The sequence below is a fragment of the Rhizobium sp. 18055 genome (assembly GCF_902706285.1).
Taxonomy (GTDB): Bacteria; Pseudomonadota; Alphaproteobacteria; order Rhizobiales; family Rhizobiaceae; genus Rhizobium.
Window position 1 is genome coordinate 414,839 of the sequence record NZ_CACSKD010000002.1, and the last position, 15,653, is coordinate 430,491.

Sequence of the window (15,653 nt, forward strand, 5' to 3'; positions counted from 1 at the left end):
CTTATCAGCCCTTCATCATATTGACGTCTTCCACCGCGATGGAACCGCGGTTTCGGTAGAAGACGACGAGAATTGCGAGACCGATAGCGGCTTCAGCAGCAGCGACGGTCAGAATGAACAATGCAAAGACCTGGCCGGCCATGTCGTTCAGGAACGACGAGAAGGCGACCATGTTGATGTTGACGGCGAGCAGAATGAGCTCGATCGACATCAGGATAACGATGATGTTCTTCCGGTTGAGGAAGATGCCGAAGACGCCGAGCGTGAAGAGGATGGCGCTGACCGTCAGGTAATGGGAAAGTCCGATAACCATTGTGTTTTTTCCTTAAGCTCGCGCCTGCCTCAAAGACCCTGGCCCGGCTTCACCGAGATCACCTCGACGGCGGTCTTCGGGTTGCGGGCAACCTGGTCTGCAATGTTCTGCCGCTTGACGTAGGTGCGGTGCCTGAGCGTGAGCACGATTGCCCCGATCATGGCGACCAGCAGTACGAGCGCCGCAATTTCGAAGAAGTAGACGTAATTCGTATAGAGCACGTCGCCGAGAGCGGCCGTGTTGGTGCGCTCGGTGATCGCCGGGATCGGCATGGCGATCGACTTGGCAACCTGAGGCGAAATCACGGTGCCACCGACCACGACGATCAACTCAGCCGCGAGGATGACCCCGATCAGCGCGCCGATCGGCGCATATTCGAGCACGCCTGAGCGCAATTCGGTGAAGTCGATGTCGAGCATCATCACCACGAAGAGGAAGAGAACCGCCACGGCGCCGACATAAACGACGAGCAGGATCATCGCCAGGAATTCAGCCCCGAGCAGCAGGAACAGGCCAGCCGCGTTGAAGAATACCAGGATCAGGAAGAGAACCGAATGAACCGGGTTCTTCGACCAGATGACCATGAACGCCGACGCTATCGCGACAAAGGCGAAAATGTAGAAAAATATAGCCTGCAGAGCCATGTTCGTGCCTTACTCATCTTCCCCCGGACTGTCGGGAACTCCCCCCGCCCGATGAAGCCTCGCGTTGGTTTACCGCGAAGCGCTGGTGCATGTTGACTGGGCGACGCGCTTGGCACCGCCCGGCATTTCAATTTCAATCAACGATACGGAGCGTCGAGCGTCAGGTTGCGGGCGATTTCACGCTCCCAACGGTCGCCGTTCTCCAGAAGCCGCGCCTTGTCGAAGTAGAGTTCTTCGCGGGTTTCCGTGGCAAATTCGAAATTCGGGCCTTCGACGATCGCATCGACAGGGCATGCCTCCTGGCAGAAGCCGCAATAGATGCACTTCACCATGTCGATATCGTAACGGACTGTGCGGCGGGTGCCATCGTTGCGGCGCGGGCCGGCTTCGATGGTGATCGCCTGAGCAGGACAGATGGCCTCACACAGCTTGCAGGCGATGCAGCGTTCTTCGCCGTTGGGATAACGACGCAAGGCGTGTTCGCCGCGGAAGCGCGGGCTAACCGGTCCCTTTTCAAAGGGGTAATTGACCGTTGCCTTCTGCTTGAAAATGTAGCGGAAGGTCAGCCAGAACGCGCTGATGAACTCCCTCAGGAACAACGAACTGACAGCGTTGGACAAGCCTGCCATCTTCAACCTCCAAAATTGCTTGAAACGAGGGTCGGCATGATCACGAACCCATCAGCTTCAGAACGAATGCAACAATGATGACCATGGCGAGCGACAGCGGAAGGAAGACCTTCCAGCCGAGGCGCATCAGCTGGTCGTAGCGGTAGCGCGGCACGAATGCCTTGACCATCGCGAACATGAAGAACACCAGGCACGACTTGAGCATGAACCAGATGATGCCAGGGACCCAGTTCAGGAACCAGACGTCAACCGGCGGCAGCCAGCCTCCGAGGAACAGGATCGTCGTCAGCGAGCACATCAGAACGATGGCCGCGTATTCGCCGAGCATGAACATCATGTAGAGGGCAGAACCGTACTCGACCATGAAGCCGGCGACGAGTTCGGATTCAGCTTCCGGAAGGTCGAAGGGCGGACGGTTGGTTTCAGCCAGTGCCGAGATGAAGAAGATGATGAACATCGGGAACAGCGCCAGCCAATGCCAGTCCAGGAAGGACGACGGCAGGCCGATGCGTGTGCCGATACCGCTCTGCTGAGCGTGGACGATGTCGGTCAGGTTCAGCGAGCCTACGCAGAGAAGCACGGTGACGATGACGAAGCCGATCGAGACTTCGTAGGACACCATCTGCGCCGCCGAGCGCAGTGCGCCGAGGAACGGATACTTCGAGTTCGAGGCCCAGCCGCCCATGATGACGCCGTAGACTTCCAGCGACGAGATCGCGAAGATGTAGAGAATGCCGACGTTGATGTTGGCGATTACCCAGCCATCGGCGAACGGCACGACGGCCCAGGTGGCCAGTGCCAGAAGCACGGTCACCAGCGGCGCAAGCAGGAAGACGGCCTTGTCGGCGCCGGCCGGAATGACCGGCTCCTTGAAGACGAACTTCAAAAGGTCGGCGAAGGACTGGAAAAGGCCGAACGGACCCACCACATTCGGTCCACGGCGCAGCTGGACGGCTGCCCAGATCTTGCGGTCGGCCAACAGAATGTAGGCGATGAAGACGAGCAGGCAGACGAGGACGAGAAGTGACTGACCGACCATGAGAAGGCCTGGCCAGACGTATGTTGAAAGAAACGATTCCATAGTCCCCTGCCCTTACTCTGCCGCGACTTTGAAGTTGTTGCGGGCCAATGCCGAGCACTCGGCCATCACAGCCGACGCACGCGCGATTGGGTTCGTCAAATAGAAGTCTTTCACCGGCGAAGCAAAGCCGGATTTGTTCATCTTGCCAGCTTTCTTGGCAACTGAAGCAATTTTGGCGCTGTCGCTTGCCGCGATCTCGTCGATGGCCGCAAAATGCGGGAATGCCTGATAAAGCTTGGCGCGCAACTGGCTCAGTGAATCGAATGGCAGCTTCTTGCCGAGCACGTCGGACAGCGCACGAATGATCGCCCAGTCTTCACGGGCGTCGCCAGGCGCGAAGCCGGCGCGGTTGCCCATCTGCACGCGACCTTCGGTGTTGACCCAGGTGCCCGACTTTTCGGTGTAGGCAGCTGCCGGCAGAATGACGTCGGCATTCTGTGCGCCTTGGTCGCCATGCGAGCCGATGTAGACGGTGAACGTCGCCTTCTTGGCATCGAAGTTCATTTCGTCGGCGCCGAGAAGGAACAGAACGTCCATCGAGGTCAGCATCTCGGCTGCATTGACGCCCTTGCTACCCGGTACGAAGCCGAGGTCGAGGCCGCCGACGCGGGCAGCTGCCGTGTGCAGGACAGAAAAACCGTTCCAGCCTTCGACGACTGCACCAACAGTGCCGGCAAGCTTGGCAGCGCTGGCGAGAACGCCGGCACCATCAGCACGCGACAGAGCGCCCTGGCCGATGATGATCAGCGGCTTCTTGGCGTCGCCGAGAACCTTGGCGAAGCTGTGGGTGCCATCGACCAGATCCTTCAGCGTATCCGGACCGGAGCCGAGGTAGTCGTAGCTGTAACGCAGTTCGCCGGCCTCACCGATCACGCCGATCGGGAAGTTGCCACGGCGCCAGCGCTTGCGGATGCGAGCGTTGAGGACGGCTGCTTCGAAGCGCGGGTTAGCGCCGATGATCAACAGCGCGTCAGCCTGTTCGATGCCTTCGATGGTCGCATTGAAGAGATAGCTTGCACGACCGAGCGACGGATCAAGTGCCGCCCCATCCTGGCGACAGTCGAGGTTCTCGGAACCGAGCGACTTGACCAGCTCGGACAGCGCGTACATTTCCTCGACGGAAGCGAGGTCGCCGGCGATGGCGCCGATCTTTTCGCCCGAGGTCGAGGCAACGGCCGACTTGATCGCTGCGAAAGCGTCAGGCCAGGTTGCGACCTGCAGGCGGCCATCCTTGCGGACGTAAGGCTTGTCGAGGCGCTGTGTCTTCAGGCCGTCCCAGATGAAGCGGCTCTTGTCCGAGATCCACTCTTCGTTGATCTGGTCGTTGACACGCGGCATGACGCGCATGACTTCGCGGCCACGCGTATCGACACGGATCGCCGAACCGAGAGCGTCCATGACGTCGATGGTTTCGGTCTTGTTCAGCTCCCACGGGCGGGCCGTGAAGGCGAAAGGCTTGGAGGTCAGCGCGCCGACCGGGCAAAGGTCAACGACGTTGCCCTGCAGCTCGGATGTCATCGCCTGCTCGAGATATGTGGTGATCTCTGCGTCTTCGCCGCGACCGATCAGGCCAAGCTCGGCAATGCCGGCGACCTCGGTGGTGAAGCGAACGCAGCGCGTGCAGTGAATGCAGCGGTTCATGACCGTCTTGACGAGCGGCCCGATGTACTTGTCCTCGACGGCGCGCTTGTCTTCCTGATAGCGCGAGCCGGCGATACCGAAGGCCATGGCCTGGTCCTGCAGGTCGCACTCACCACCCTGGTCGCAGATCGGGCAATCCAGCGGATGGTTGATGAGCAGGAATTCCATCACGCCTTCGCGGGCCTTCTTGACCATCGGCGTGTTGGTGAAGACCTCCGGCAATTCGCCATTCGGGCCGCCACGGATGTCGCGGACGCCCATGGCGCAGGATGCCTGCGGCTTCGGCGGGCCACCCTTGACCTCGACGAGGCACATACGGCAGTTGCCGGCAACCGAAAGGCGTTCGTGGAAGCAGAAGCGCGGAACTTCAGCACCAGCTTCTTCACACGCCTGGATGAGGGTGTAATGATCCGGGACTTCGATCTCGTTTCCGTCAATCTTCAGTTTTGCCATCGTCACTCAGTCCTGTTTTCCGTTCACCGGATGCCGGCAAACAAACCTATTCTGCAACGTTTCCACTGCCAGGCCGGATTTCGATCCCGCTAGCACCGGTGTCGTCCCAATTCTCGTCTCCGCTTCCCGTGGCCCGGGAACCGGTCTCGACATCTGCAGCATTGGGACCCTCCCCGCGCCGCTCAGTCCTGTCTCTCCTCCGACCGCCGTGCGCGATCGAACATCATTACGTCGGCTTTCGACCCTTGGCCGTCAGCGCCCTGGCTTCTGCCACCCAGCCATCGCGGGTGATGCGTCCGTCGAAACCAAGCTCCGCATCGACGCGGGCAATATCCGCGTCCGTCCATGCGGCAATCTCTGCAAGGGTGCGGATGCCCTTGGCATTCAGTACCTGCTCCAGCTTCGGACCGATGCCGGCGATCTGCTTGAGATCGCCAGCCTTGCGGGCGCGTGTTGCAGGCTTGGCAGCCGCTGCAGCCTTTGCCTTGCCAACCGGCTCAGCTGCCGGCGCAACGGAGAGCTTCACTTTCGTCGGCACCGGCTTTGCCTGTTCCGCCTTAATCGAAGTCGGGCGAACGTTTTCCGGCTTCACATCGACTTCAGGTCTGGCCTCATCCGGCGGCGTCTCGTCAAGAACCGCCGCCAGCTTGTTCGACGCTTCCATGGCGCCCTGAAGGGCTCCGAAGAAGGCGCCGGCCATCTGGGTGGAGAAGCCGAAGCCGATTGCGGTTGCTGCGGCCATCGCTGCGGCCGGATTGACCATCAGCGGCGGCAGCGGCAAGGCGCGGGCATTTTCCAGCATCTCGGCAGCAAGACGGCCGAAGTCGGCCGAGAAATCGGCGACCCCTTCCTTGTCCTTGCCGTCGGATGCATTTGCCATCGTCTTACTCAGCAGCCTCGAGAACCGCACCATGATCCATGGCGCTCGCCGTATACTGGTCGATGCGCGCTTCGATCTCGTGACGGAAGTTACGGATCAGACCCTGCACCGGCCATGCGGCAGCATCGCCGAGCGCACAGATAGTGTGGCCTTCGATCTGCTTGGTGACCGCGAACAGCATGTCGATTTCGCGCTTCTGGGCATTGCCCTTGGCCATGCGCTCCATGACGCGCCACATCCAGCCTGTGCCTTCGCGGCACGGCGTGCACTGGCCGCAGCTTTCGTGCTTGAAGAAGGCCGAGATGCGGGCGATCGCCTTGATGACGTCGGTGGACTTGTCCATGACGATCGATGCAGCCGTGCCGAAGGACGAACCGACCGAACGCAGACCGTCGAAGTCCATCGGCACGTCGATCATGTCCTTGGCGGGAACGATCGGGCACGATGCACCGCCCGGAATGACGGCGAGCAGGTTGTCCCAGCCGCCGCGGATACCGCCGGCATGCTTGTCGACCAGCTCACGGAAGGTGATGCCCATTTCCTCTTCGACGGTGCACGGCTTGTTGACGTGACCGGAGAGCATGAACAGCTTGGTGCCGACATTGTTCGGACGGCCGAGCGCCGAGAACCAGCCGGCGCCACGGCGCAGGATTGTCGGGGCGACAGCGATCGACTCGACGTTGTTGACCGTCGTCGGGCAGCCGTAGAGACCCATGTTGGCCGGGAATGGCGGCTTCAGACGCGGCTGGCCCTTCTTGCCCTCAAGGCTTTCGAGCAGTGCGGTTTCTTCGCCGCAGATGTAGGCACCAGCGCCGTGATGGACGTAGATGTCGATCGGGTAGCCGAGCTTGTTGCTCTTGCCGAGCAGACCGAAATCGTAGCACTCGTCGATTGCCGCCTGCAGCGCCTCGCGCTCGCGGATGTATTCGCCGCGAACGTAGATGTAAGCGGCGTTCGCACCCATGGCGAAGCTGGCGATAACGCAGCCTTCGATCAGCGTGTGTGGATCGTGACGCATGATGTCACGGTCCTTGCAGGTGCCGGGTTCGGACTCGTCGGCGTTGACCACGAGATAGTGCGGACGGCCGTCGTTTTCCTTCGGCATGAAGGACCACTTGAGACCGGTCGGGAAGCCTGCGCCACCACGGCCGCGAAGGCCGGAGGCCTTCATCTCGTTGATAATCCAGTCACGACCCTTTTCGAGGATCTGCTTGGTGCCATCCCAGTGGCCGCGGCTCATCGCGCCCTTCAGGGACTTGTCCTTGAGGCCGTAGATATTGGTAAAGATGCGATCTTTATCTTGTAACATGCTTTACCCCTTACCGCGGCTTCTTACCGAAGACTTTAATGTATTCGGCTTCGCCGCCCTTGGCGAGCGCCTTGGCCTGCTTGACCCAGTCGTCGCGCTCGATGCGGCCCTTGAAATTCAGATAGCCATCGACCCATTCGCGTTCGGCCTTCTTCCAGCCCGCGACCTGCGAGAAGGTGAAGATGCCGAGTTCATGGAGCGTGCCTTCGATTTTCAGACCAACGCCGGAGATCAGCTTCAGGTCGTCGATCGCAGCAGGCCTTTCGATGCCGGCCGGACGGTTCTTGTCGGTCAGTGCAGGCTTTGCCGTTGCTGGAACGGGTGCAGCGACACCTGGCTGTTCTTCAACGGCCTTGGCGTTCTTCGCGGCAGCCTTCGGCGCCGTGACCGGCGTCTTCAAGGCAGCGTTGGTTTCGGCGTCGGTGCTCTTCGGGCGGGCAGCCTCGGAGGGAGGAACCGGTGCGGCGTCAACCTTGGCCGTTGCAGTATCGGACACAACCTTCTTGGCCGGAGCCTTCTTCGCCTTCGGCTCTTCGCTCAAAAGCGTCGTGGAGCCGCCTTCGGGTGCCGAGAAGTGACGGTCGATCTGCGGGCCGGGCGTGACGCTTGCGCCATTGCCGGCTTCGAACGTGTCAATGATCTCGCCGAGACGCTCAGGCGTCAGGTCTTCGTAGGTATCCTTGCCGATCATCACCATGGGCGCGTTGACGCAAGCCCCGAGACATTCGACCTCTTCCCAGGACAGCGTGCCCTCGGCATTGCGTTCGAACGGGTGGTGATGGATCTTGCTCTTGCAGATCGACATCAGGCCTTCGGAACCGCGCAGCATGCATGGCGTGGTGCCACAGACCTGGATATGGGCGCGGGTGCCGACCGGGCCGAGCTGGAACTGCGTGTAGAAGGTCGCAACCTCGAGAACGCGGATATAGGCCATGTCCAGCATGTCGGCGATCTTTTCGATCGCAGCACGGGTGACCCAGCCGTCCTGTTCCTGCGCACGCATCAACAGCGGAATGACCGCGGACTGCTGACGGCCCTCGGGGTATTTCTGGATCGTCTTATCCGCCCAGGTCGCGTTATCGTCATTGAAGGCGAACGCGGCCGGCTGGAATTGATCTTCGGCTAATCGACGAACGGACATTCTTCCTCACGCCTTGTCAGTTTAGGGCGCCACACTGCGATGCAGTCAGAGACTTCATCTCGCAAGCGTAGGCCGACTGGTCTTTCTGCAGAAACACAACGAAGAACTTGCTTCCGTTGGGCACCGCAGCCTTGATTTGATAACCCTTGGACAAAAGATCGCCCATGGACGCATTGCCTGCCGGCGGCGTTACTGGTTCCTGGCCCAACTTTGGACCAAACCCACCGGCATCCTGAGCAAATGCTCCTGAGGCCGAGAGGAGAACGACAGCAACGAGCGACGGCAGCTTCATTAGCGGTCAACCTCGCCGAACACGATGTCGAGCGAACCGAGTACGGCGGTCACGTCGGCCAGCATGTGGCCCTTGCAGAGGAAGTCCATCGCCTGAAGATGGGCATAGCCCGGGGCGCGGATCTTGCAACGGTAAGGCTTGTTGGAACCGTCGGCGACAACGTAGACGCCGAACTCGCCCTTCGGCGCTTCGACGGCCGCATACACTTCGCCGGCCGGCACGTGGTAGCCTTCGGTGTAGAGTTTGAAGTGGTGGATCAGCGCTTCCATCGAGCGCTTCATCTCGCCACGCTTCGGCGGCACGACCTTGCCGTCGATCGACGACACAGGGCCGACCTTGGCATCGCCGAGAAGGCGATTGACGCACTGCTTCATGATGCGAACCGACTGGCGCATCTCGATCATGCGGATCAGGTAGCGATCGTAGCAGTCGCCGTTCTTGCCGATGGCGATGTCGAATTCCATGTCGTTGTAGCACTCGTAAGGCTGCGAACGACGCAGATCCCAGGCAGCGCCGGAACCGCGAACCATGACGCCCGAGAAGCCCCACGACCATGCATCCTCCAGCGACACGACACCGATATCGACGTTGCGCTGCTTGAAAATGCGGTTGTTGGTCAGAAGGCCTTCGATATCGTCGAGGATCTTCAGGAACGGATCGCACCACTTGCCGATATCCTCGACCAGTTCATGCGGGATGTCCTGGTGAACGCCACCCGGACGGAAATAGGCCGAGTGCATGCGGGCGCCACAGGCGCGCTCGTAGAACACCATCAGCTTTTCGCGCTCTTCGAAGCCCCAGACCGGCGGCGTCATCGCGCCCACGTCCATGGCCTGTGTCGTCACGTTCATGATGTGCGACAGAATTCTGCCAATTTCAGAATAGAGAACACGGATCAGCTGACCGCGAATCGGAATCTCGAGCTTGAGCATCTTTTCGACGGCAAGCGCGAAAGCGTGTTCCTGGTTCATCGGTGCGACGTAGTCGAGGCGATCGAAATAGGGAACGGCCTGGAGATAGGTCTTGGTCTCGATCAGCTTTTCGGTGCCGCGGTGCAGGAGGCCGATATGCGGATCGACGCGCTCGATGATTTCGCCATCGAGCTCAAGCACCAGACGCAGAACACCGTGTGCAGACGGATGTTCCGGTCCGAAGTTGATCGTAAAGTTGCGAACGTTATGTTCAGTCATAGCGACGCGCTCCGCGCTGGCAATTGGCATGAGACGGCGAACAGAGAGGCTTCAGGACAGAGTAGCCTCATCTTAATTCGCAGCCTTCTCGTCTCCCGGCAGTACGTAGTCGGTACCTTCCCAGGGGGACGTGAAATCGAAATTGCGGAACTCCTGCTTCAGCTCGACGGGTTCGTAAACGACGCGCTTGGCAGCATCGTCGTAACGCACCTCGACATAACCTGTCGTCGGGAAGTCCTTGCGCAGCGGGTGGCCTTCGAAACCGTAATCGGTCAGCAGGCGGCGCAGGTCGGCATGGCCTGAGAACGGAATGCCGTACATATCCCAGGCTTCACGCTCGAACCATTCGGCACCCTTGTATACGCCGGTTGCCGATGGCACGGCGACGCCGTCGGCCACAGCGACCTTGATGCGGATGCGAAGGTTCCTGGTCGGCGACATCAGGTGATAGACGACATCGAAGCGCTTTTCGCGCTGCGGCCAGTCGACACCGCAAATATCGATCATGCTGATGAACCCGCAGCGTGGGTCGTCGCGCAGGAACGTCAACAGCGCCAGAATCGTTTCCGGCGTCGCAATGACGTTCAGCTCGTCGTAGCTGATGGATGCATCGAGAAAAAGGTCGCCGCGCATCTCACGAAGATACGAAGACAACTCGTTCAAAACTTCACTCATGATAGCCCTCCCCGCCGTTCCCTAGCGTTCGATCGTTCCGGTACGACGGATCTTCTTCTGCAGAAGCAATACCCCGTAGAGCAGCGCTTCGGCCGTGGGGGGACAGCCCGGCACGTAAATATCGACGGGCACGACGCGGTCGCATCCGCGCACCACCGAATAGGAATAGTGATAGTAGCCGCCACCATTGGCACACGAGCCCATCGAGATGACGTAACGCGGTTCCGGCATCTGGTCATAGACCTTGCGGAGCGCAGGCGCCATCTTGTTGGTCAGCGTGCCGGCGACGATCATCACGTCCGACTGGCGCGGCGAAGCGCGCGGAGCAACACCGAAGCGCTCCATGTCGTAGCGCGGCCCGGACACCTGCATCAGGCCTTCGACGGCGCAGCAGGCCAGACCGAATTGCATCCACATCAGCGAGCCGGTACGGGCCCAGGTGATCAGGTCGCGGGTCGAGGTGACAAGAAAGCCCTTGTCGGCCAGCTCGTCGTTGATCTCGCCGAAAAATGCACTGTCGCTGCCGATCGGCTTGCCCGTTGCCGGGTCGATAACGCCTTTCGGGTGTGGCGCGACGAGCACCTTGTCGCTTGGGGCTACTCCCATTCCAGGGCTCCCTTTTTCCATTCGTAAATAAAGCCGATGGTCAGCACTGCGAGGAAGACCATCATGGACCAGAAGCCGAACCAGCCGATCGCGCCGAATGAAACGGCCCACGGGAACAGAAAGGCGACTTCGAGGTCGAAAATGATGAAGAGAATCGACACCAGATAAAAGCGGATGTCGAACTTCATACGGGCGTCATCGAACGCATTGAAACCGCATTCGAAAGCCGAAAGCTTTTCCGCATCAGGCGCCTTGTAGGCAACGGCGAATGGCGCGATCAGAAGCGACAGGCCGATAACAAGGGCGATGGCTATGAAGATGGCGATCGGAATATAGGAACTGAGAAGTCCAGTCATCAGGTTCATCCCTGCTTGCCGCCGACGCCGGGAGGCGCGGTTTGGGCATTTGCCCGGCAAGCGAACGTGCGTTGCAACAAGCCGTGGTTAGCGCAGCCACAGCCAATGCGCAAGAGTTTTAGCGTGTCAATTCCAAACGTGAGCGTGCGACATTATTAGCCATGCACAGTGTTTTTGCGACAAATCAACGCACGACACATGATCTTGCATGCCAGCCCGTCACCTGTTGCATGCCAGATAAGCGTCGCAGGGGGGAAATGCGGGCCTCAACAGAGGCAATTTCGATGCGCCTTGGAATGCCGGACAGTCACCCACCGAGAGGCGGCGACAGGCGCGGTCGTACCCCGGCACATCCGCGACCGGGACGTGATATCAGATTTATCATTCTGATTTTCATAGATATTTTTATGCTCGTACAACACCCGGGGTGCGGGTGCGGTGATTTCATGACTTCCGATTCGCGGGTGAGCTGAACATTTGTCCGGACATGCTCTGCCTGTTTAGCCTGAGGCGACCAAGCCAATCACCCGCCCCACGGGCGGCCGCATCTCATACTTGAGAATTCCCCTCATAATGCCGTCAGTGAAGCTGTTATGCCGCAGGCAAAGCGGCCCGATATCGAACATTTTGCAGGCAACATTCTTCGCCGACGACAGCGCGCGACTCGCAATTCAACGCGCTGCCCGACCGGCCATGGCGCTGCGGGAACCTATCGAAGGCGCCGGCGCATTTTCGGCAGCAGGGGCGCTCGACAATGCCAATGGTTGCGGTATCAGACCGACCTACAGCCGACGCAGAGAGCATCTGGAGCCGCGCGCACGTCGGCGCGCCGGATCTCGGGCCGTACACGCTCACAAGGGCGCGGTGACGGAGGATTGGCACCGGGCAGTGCATCCGCAAAATCGGCATGACAGCGTCTGTTCCAGACGCAGATTGTTCGAACGCCAGCATCGCGATTCGTCGGCAGCGGTTGCGCCGCTCCTTTGAGATCGATGCCATCAGCAAGACCGTGCGCTCGGCCATGAGCGGAAGATCATCGAAACAGGACAGCGATGCGACCTGATTGCGGTTTGCCACGTATTCTGTGAAGTGGAGGAGTTGAAAATGGCGCGAGTGACGGGGCTCGAACCCGCGACCTCCGGCGTGACAGGCCGGCACTCTAACCGACTGAGCTACACCCGCGCATTATGGATACGATACCGGACCATGCTTTTCAGCATCTGCATTGAAATGGCGCGAGTGACGGGGCTCGAACCCGCGACCTCCGGCGTGACAGGCCGGCACTCTAACCAACTGAGCTACACCCGCATTCATTTCAAGCAATCCGGAGGCTTTCGCATCCTTGTCAAAGCAGCGGTGCCGCTTCGATGAGCGGCTAACTAAGGGGTTCGCATTTGAGTGTCAAGCAGGTTTGGAGACAAAACGATGACAGGCTGCGATTTGTTTGTGGGTGAATGAAATCAAAGCCGAAATCCGCCTCTTATATGTAGGGCCGATGACGCTTTCCCAGTTCGGGGTCTCATCCTCGGGGCCCCGCCCTGCCCGGCTTTTTATCCACAGCGCGAAAATCCCGGCAAACCGGGGCCGCGATTGCTTGCGGTGCAAAAAAATCAAAAAACTTTCACAAACACTCTTGCGGTTTCCCCGCGATCCGCATAGATCACGGCCACCGACGCGGCGGACATGATCCGGTCAGCGGACGGGCGATTAGCTCAGTTGGTAGAGCGCCTCGTTTACACCGAGGATGTCGGCGGTTCGAGTCCGTCATCGCCCACCATTTTTCCCGATTTAGTGATTGATCGTTACAGCGGCACAGCGTTTGTTGCGGTTGCCATTTTTTGCCTTGGCGATTAGGTTCCGGCCAAATCGAACGGCACCTTTTTGTGCCCAGGGCAGAGATAGCATCATGAAAACACGCGAAGAACGCCAGGCACAACGGGCGAGCATGCCGCGGACACAGCTTGCAGCGCATCATATGGAGAACGCGCGCCTTCTGCCTGATCGCGGCGAATTGCTTTATCGAATCCCGAATGGCGGGGTCGGGGTCGAGATCGGTGCGGCCTTTGGCGAATACACCGCCGAGATTCTCGAGAAGAATCGCCCGGCGCAACTCTATCTGATCGATCCGTGGAGCATGGATCGCTACAGCTCCGGCCTTGACCAGATCCACACGCAGTTAGGCAAGCAGATCGAAAGCGGACAGTTGCACCTGATGCAGGGCACGTCTCTGGAAAAGCTGGCGGAATTCGAAGACGATTTCCTCGACTGGGCCTATATCGACACCGATCACTCGTTCGAACTCACCTGGCAGGAGCTTCTGCTCTGCGAAAAGAAGGTGAAGCGGACAGGGAGAATCGCCGGGCATGATTTCTGCACCGGCAATACGGTGAAGCCGATCGTCTATGGCGTCGTCGAGGCGGTCAACAAGTTCTGCAAGGACTATGGCTGGCAGTTCGAATTCCTCACCGTCGAATCACACGCGCATTTCTCCTTTTGCCTGAAGCGGCTCTAAATCCGCGCCCACGCTGACCTGCACACAATTGCCGCAGCCATGCTGGCGCTCAGGCAGCCTTGAGCGGCAGTTGGGCGGAATGGCCAGCCTGTGGACGCATCCGCGCTTGCGCGAGCCTGTGGCGCAATCCGCTTCGGCCCTGCGCTCAACATGTCCACAACAGCGCCGGGACGGCCTCGGCGTTCGGCCACAACTGATCTGTTCGGCATGATCGAGCGTAAGCCTTGCATCAACCCACGTCGGGCCCAGTAAGGAATCGATCATGCGCAAAAGCCATCTGTTCATCGCCAGCGCCCTGTTCTCCGCCGTCATGATGCCAGGCCTGGCCTCGGCGCGCGATTTCCGGCTCGAGGACTTCTTTGCCGGCAAGAGCGTCGCCGTGGGACGCTTCCAGGCGATAAACGGCGTCGATCGAAGCTTCAAGGTGGCGCTGACCGGGCGCTGGAATGGCAAGGTGCTGACGTTGCGCGAGGACTTCGCCTATGCAGACGGCGAACGCGACCGGAAGACATGGCGGTTTACCAAGACGGCACCGGGCCAATACACCGGTACGCGCGAGGACGTTGTCGGCGAGGCCATGGTGAAGGTCGAGGGCAACGTGGCGCGCTACGCCTATCTCGTCGATATCGATCCCAGCGCCAAGGAGAATATCGTCCGCTTTCACGACACCTTGCGTCTGATGCCTGATGGGACCCTGCTCAACACCGCCTGGGTCAGCAAGTTCGCCTTTCCGATCGCCAAGGTGCGGGTGGATTTTACCAAGAAATAGAAGCGACGCGGGCTGCATGCCGCCCTATCTCCTGTGGTGAACGCTTGTCCCTTGCCTGCTGCGCTGGTAGTGCCGGGGCATAGGATCACGAGGAGGATTTTTTCATGAAGCAGCATTCATTCGGCCACCTGCCCCACACTGTCACCAATATCGGCTTCGGTGCCTGGCAGATTGGGGGCGCCTGGGGCGATGTCAGTGAGGCTGACGGACGCGCTGCACTCAATGCGGCGCTGGATGCCGGCATGACGTTCATCGACACCGCCGACGTCTATGGCGACGGCCGTTCGGAAAAGATCATCGCAGACGTGCTGAAGAGCCGCGGCGGAGAGCGCCCGATGGTGGCGACCAAGGCTGGCCGCCGGCTCAATCCGCATGTGGCCGACGGCTACACCAAGGCCAATCTCGAGGGCTTCATCGACCGCAGCCTGCAGAACCTGCGGGTGGACAGCCTCGACCTCGTGCAGCTGCACTGCCCGCCGACGGAGGTGCTTTACCGATCAGAGGTGTTCGACGGGCTGAACGAGTTGCAGAAGGCCGGCAAGATCCGTGGCTATGGCGTCAGCGTCGAGAAGGTCGAGGAAGCGCTGAAGGCGATCGAGTTTCCGGGTGTCGTCAGCATCCAGATCATCTACAACATGTTTCGGCAGCGGCCGGATCACCTGTTCTTCCAGGAAGCGCGGCGCAAGAATATCGCGGTGATTGCACGCGTGCCGCTGGCGAGCGGTCTTCTCTCCGGCAAGATCAGCCGCGACACGACGTTCGCAACCGATGACCACCGCAATTTCAATCGCAACGGCCAAGCGTTCGATGTCGGCGAAACGTTTGCCGGCGTTCCCTTCGAGGTCGGGCTGCAGGCTGTCGAAGAGGTTCGCAAGCTGGTGCCTGCTGGCGCGACGATGGCCGCCTTCGCGTTGCGCTGGATTTTGATGAGCGATGCGGTGACGGTTGTCATCCCCGGCGCACGCAATGGCGAGCAGGCAAAGGCCAATGCTGCGGCCGCCAGCCTTGCGCCACTGTCGCAGGATGTGATGGACGCAAGCCGCGAGCTCTACGATCGGCTGATCGCACCGCATGTGCACCAGCGCTGGTAGGCGCGCAACGCGAGACCGAATCGGAAATGGCCGGGCGTTGACCCGGCCATTTCTCATTTTGGGGGGCCGAT

Annotated in this window: 16 protein-coding genes and 3 tRNA genes; 4 read left to right on the top strand and 15 right to left on the bottom strand. The window is 60.1% G+C overall.

Features of this window, described 5'->3' with window-relative positions; translation table 11 throughout:
- Positions 1-4 precede the first annotated feature (4 nt).
- The 15 genes from nuoK to GVL52_RS05580 all read right to left on the bottom strand — a co-directional run bounded on the left by nuoK (position 5) and on the right by GVL52_RS05580 (position 12,518).
- Complete coding sequence (gene nuoK / locus GVL52_RS05510) at positions 5-313, bottom strand: NADH-quinone oxidoreductase subunit NuoK (RefSeq protein ID WP_160004662.1); 309 nt, start codon at positions 311-313, stop codon at positions 5-7.
- Positions 314-342: 29 nt separating this feature from the next.
- Entirely contained in the window at positions 343-957 is a 615-nt protein-coding gene (locus tag GVL52_RS05515) for an NADH-quinone oxidoreductase subunit J (RefSeq protein WP_160004664.1), read from the bottom strand.
- A gap of 137 nt (positions 958-1,094) precedes the next feature.
- Positions 1,095-1,586: an NADH-quinone oxidoreductase subunit NuoI gene (gene nuoI / locus GVL52_RS05520; RefSeq protein ID WP_160004666.1), complete on the bottom strand. Its 492-nt coding sequence runs from the start codon at positions 1,584-1,586 to the stop codon at positions 1,095-1,097.
- A 40-nt stretch (positions 1,587-1,626) separates the two neighbouring features.
- Positions 1,627-2,667: an NADH-quinone oxidoreductase subunit NuoH gene (nuoH, locus tag GVL52_RS05525; protein WP_160004668.1), complete on the bottom strand. Its 1,041-nt coding sequence runs from the start codon at positions 2,665-2,667 to the stop codon at positions 1,627-1,629.
- 12 nt (positions 2,668-2,679) lie between these two features.
- The gene (gene nuoG / locus GVL52_RS05530) at positions 2,680-4,761 is read right to left on the bottom strand and encodes an NADH-quinone oxidoreductase subunit NuoG (protein ID WP_160004670.1); all 2,082 of its coding nucleotides are present in this window, start codon (positions 4,759-4,761) and stop codon (positions 2,680-2,682) included.
- A gap of 226 nt (positions 4,762-4,987) precedes the next feature.
- Positions 4,988-5,641, bottom strand: a complete 654-nt coding sequence (locus GVL52_RS05535) for a helix-hairpin-helix domain-containing protein (protein ID WP_160004672.1) — start codon at positions 5,639-5,641, stop codon at positions 4,988-4,990.
- Positions 5,642-5,645: 4 nt separating this feature from the next.
- Positions 5,646-6,950 (bottom strand): NADH-quinone oxidoreductase subunit NuoF, encoded by a 1,305-nt coding sequence (gene nuoF / locus GVL52_RS05540; RefSeq protein ID WP_160004674.1) that lies wholly within the window; start codon positions 6,948-6,950, stop codon positions 5,646-5,648.
- Between the two features lie 10 nt (positions 6,951-6,960).
- Positions 6,961-8,091 carry an NADH-quinone oxidoreductase subunit E gene (locus GVL52_RS05545; protein ID WP_160004676.1) on the bottom strand — a complete coding sequence of 377 codons (1,131 nt, stop codon included), beginning with the start codon at positions 8,089-8,091 and terminating at the stop codon, positions 6,961-6,963.
- A 16-nt stretch (positions 8,092-8,107) separates the two neighbouring features.
- The gene (locus GVL52_RS05550) at positions 8,108-8,383 is read right to left on the bottom strand and encodes a hypothetical protein (protein ID WP_160004678.1); all 276 of its coding nucleotides are present in this window, start codon (positions 8,381-8,383) and stop codon (positions 8,108-8,110) included.
- Positions 8,383-9,573, bottom strand: coding sequence for an NADH-quinone oxidoreductase subunit D (locus tag GVL52_RS05555; RefSeq protein ID WP_160004680.1), 1,191 nt, complete (start codon positions 9,571-9,573; stop codon positions 8,383-8,385). Before GVL52_RS05555 ends, GVL52_RS05550 begins: the two co-directional genes overlap by 1 nt.
- Before the next feature lie 72 nt (positions 9,574-9,645).
- Positions 9,646-10,248 carry an NADH-quinone oxidoreductase subunit C gene (locus GVL52_RS05560; RefSeq protein ID WP_160004682.1) on the bottom strand — a complete coding sequence of 201 codons (603 nt, stop codon included), beginning with the start codon at positions 10,246-10,248 and terminating at the stop codon, positions 9,646-9,648.
- Positions 10,249-10,269: 21 nt separating this feature from the next.
- A complete protein-coding gene (locus GVL52_RS05565; RefSeq protein WP_160004684.1) occupies positions 10,270-10,854 on the bottom strand; it encodes an NADH-quinone oxidoreductase subunit B family protein in 585 nt (194 codons plus the stop codon).
- The gene (locus GVL52_RS05570; RefSeq protein ID WP_160004686.1) at positions 10,845-11,210 is read right to left on the bottom strand and encodes an NADH-quinone oxidoreductase subunit A; all 366 of its coding nucleotides are present in this window, start codon (positions 11,208-11,210) and stop codon (positions 10,845-10,847) included. The genes GVL52_RS05565 and GVL52_RS05570 overlap by 10 nt, the downstream gene beginning before the upstream one ends.
- 1,105 nt (positions 11,211-12,315) lie before the next feature.
- Positions 12,316-12,392, bottom strand: a tRNA-Asp gene (locus tag GVL52_RS05575).
- Between the two features lie 49 nt (positions 12,393-12,441).
- Positions 12,442-12,518 (bottom strand) — tRNA-Asp (locus tag GVL52_RS05580).
- Positions 12,519-12,911: 393 nt separating this feature from the next.
- Between GVL52_RS05580 and GVL52_RS05585 the strand changes: the two genes are divergently transcribed.
- From GVL52_RS05585 to GVL52_RS05600, 4 genes are all read left to right on the top strand, one after another.
- Positions 12,912-12,987: transfer RNA gene (locus GVL52_RS05585), tRNA-Val, on the top strand.
- Between the two features lie 129 nt (positions 12,988-13,116).
- Entirely contained in the window at positions 13,117-13,722 is a 606-nt protein-coding gene (locus tag GVL52_RS05590) for a class I SAM-dependent methyltransferase (protein WP_160004688.1), read from the top strand.
- A gap of 262 nt (positions 13,723-13,984) precedes the next feature.
- Positions 13,985-14,491, top strand: coding sequence for a DUF3833 family protein (locus tag GVL52_RS05595; RefSeq protein ID WP_160004690.1), 507 nt, complete (start codon positions 13,985-13,987; stop codon positions 14,489-14,491).
- Positions 14,492-14,595: 104 nt separating this feature from the next.
- Positions 14,596-15,582, top strand: a complete 987-nt coding sequence (locus GVL52_RS05600; RefSeq protein ID WP_160004692.1) for an aldo/keto reductase — start codon at positions 14,596-14,598, stop codon at positions 15,580-15,582.
- The last annotated feature ends 71 nt before the right edge of the window (positions 15,583-15,653 follow it).

What these genes read in the sequence shown, in the direction of transcription:
- nuoK (WP_160004662.1), bottom strand. Translation starts at nt 313, where the DNA reads ATGGTTATCGGACTTTCCCATTACCTGACGGTCAGCGCCATCCTCTTC.
- GVL52_RS05515 (WP_160004664.1), bottom strand. Translation starts at nt 957, where the DNA reads ATGGCTCTGCAGGCTATATTTTTCTACATTTTCGCCTTTGTCGCGATA.
- nuoI (WP_160004666.1), bottom strand. Translation starts at nt 1,586, where the DNA reads ATGGCAGGCTTGTCCAACGCTGTCAGTTCGTTGTTCCTGAGGGAGTTC.
- nuoH (WP_160004668.1), bottom strand. Translation starts at nt 2,667, where the DNA reads ATGGAATCGTTTCTTTCAACATACGTCTGGCCAGGCCTTCTCATGGTC.
- nuoG (WP_160004670.1), bottom strand. Translation starts at nt 4,761, where the DNA reads ATGGCAAAACTGAAGATTGACGGAAACGAGATCGAAGTCCCGGATCAT.
- GVL52_RS05535 (WP_160004672.1), bottom strand. Translation starts at nt 5,641, where the DNA reads ATGGCAAATGCATCCGACGGCAAGGACAAGGAAGGGGTCGCCGATTTC.
- nuoF (WP_160004674.1), bottom strand. Translation starts at nt 6,950, where the DNA reads ATGTTACAAGATAAAGATCGCATCTTTACCAATATCTACGGCCTCAAG.
- GVL52_RS05545 (WP_160004676.1), bottom strand. Translation starts at nt 8,091, where the DNA reads ATGTCCGTTCGTCGATTAGCCGAAGATCAATTCCAGCCGGCCGCGTTC.
- GVL52_RS05550 (WP_160004678.1), bottom strand. Translation starts at nt 8,383, where the DNA reads ATGAAGCTGCCGTCGCTCGTTGCTGTCGTTCTCCTCTCGGCCTCAGGA.
- GVL52_RS05555 (WP_160004680.1), bottom strand. Translation starts at nt 9,573, where the DNA reads ATGACTGAACATAACGTTCGCAACTTTACGATCAACTTCGGACCGGAA.
- GVL52_RS05560 (WP_160004682.1), bottom strand. Translation starts at nt 10,248, where the DNA reads ATGAGTGAAGTTTTGAACGAGTTGTCTTCGTATCTTCGTGAGATGCGC.
- GVL52_RS05565 (WP_160004684.1), bottom strand. Translation starts at nt 10,854, where the DNA reads ATGGGAGTAGCCCCAAGCGACAAGGTGCTCGTCGCGCCACACCCGAAA.
- GVL52_RS05570 (WP_160004686.1), bottom strand. Translation starts at nt 11,210, where the DNA reads ATGACTGGACTTCTCAGTTCCTATATTCCGATCGCCATCTTCATAGCC.
- GVL52_RS05590 (WP_160004688.1), top strand. Translation starts at nt 13,117, where the DNA reads ATGAAAACACGCGAAGAACGCCAGGCACAACGGGCGAGCATGCCGCGG.
- GVL52_RS05595 (WP_160004690.1), top strand. Translation starts at nt 13,985, where the DNA reads ATGCGCAAAAGCCATCTGTTCATCGCCAGCGCCCTGTTCTCCGCCGTC.
- GVL52_RS05600 (WP_160004692.1), top strand. Translation starts at nt 14,596, where the DNA reads ATGAAGCAGCATTCATTCGGCCACCTGCCCCACACTGTCACCAATATC.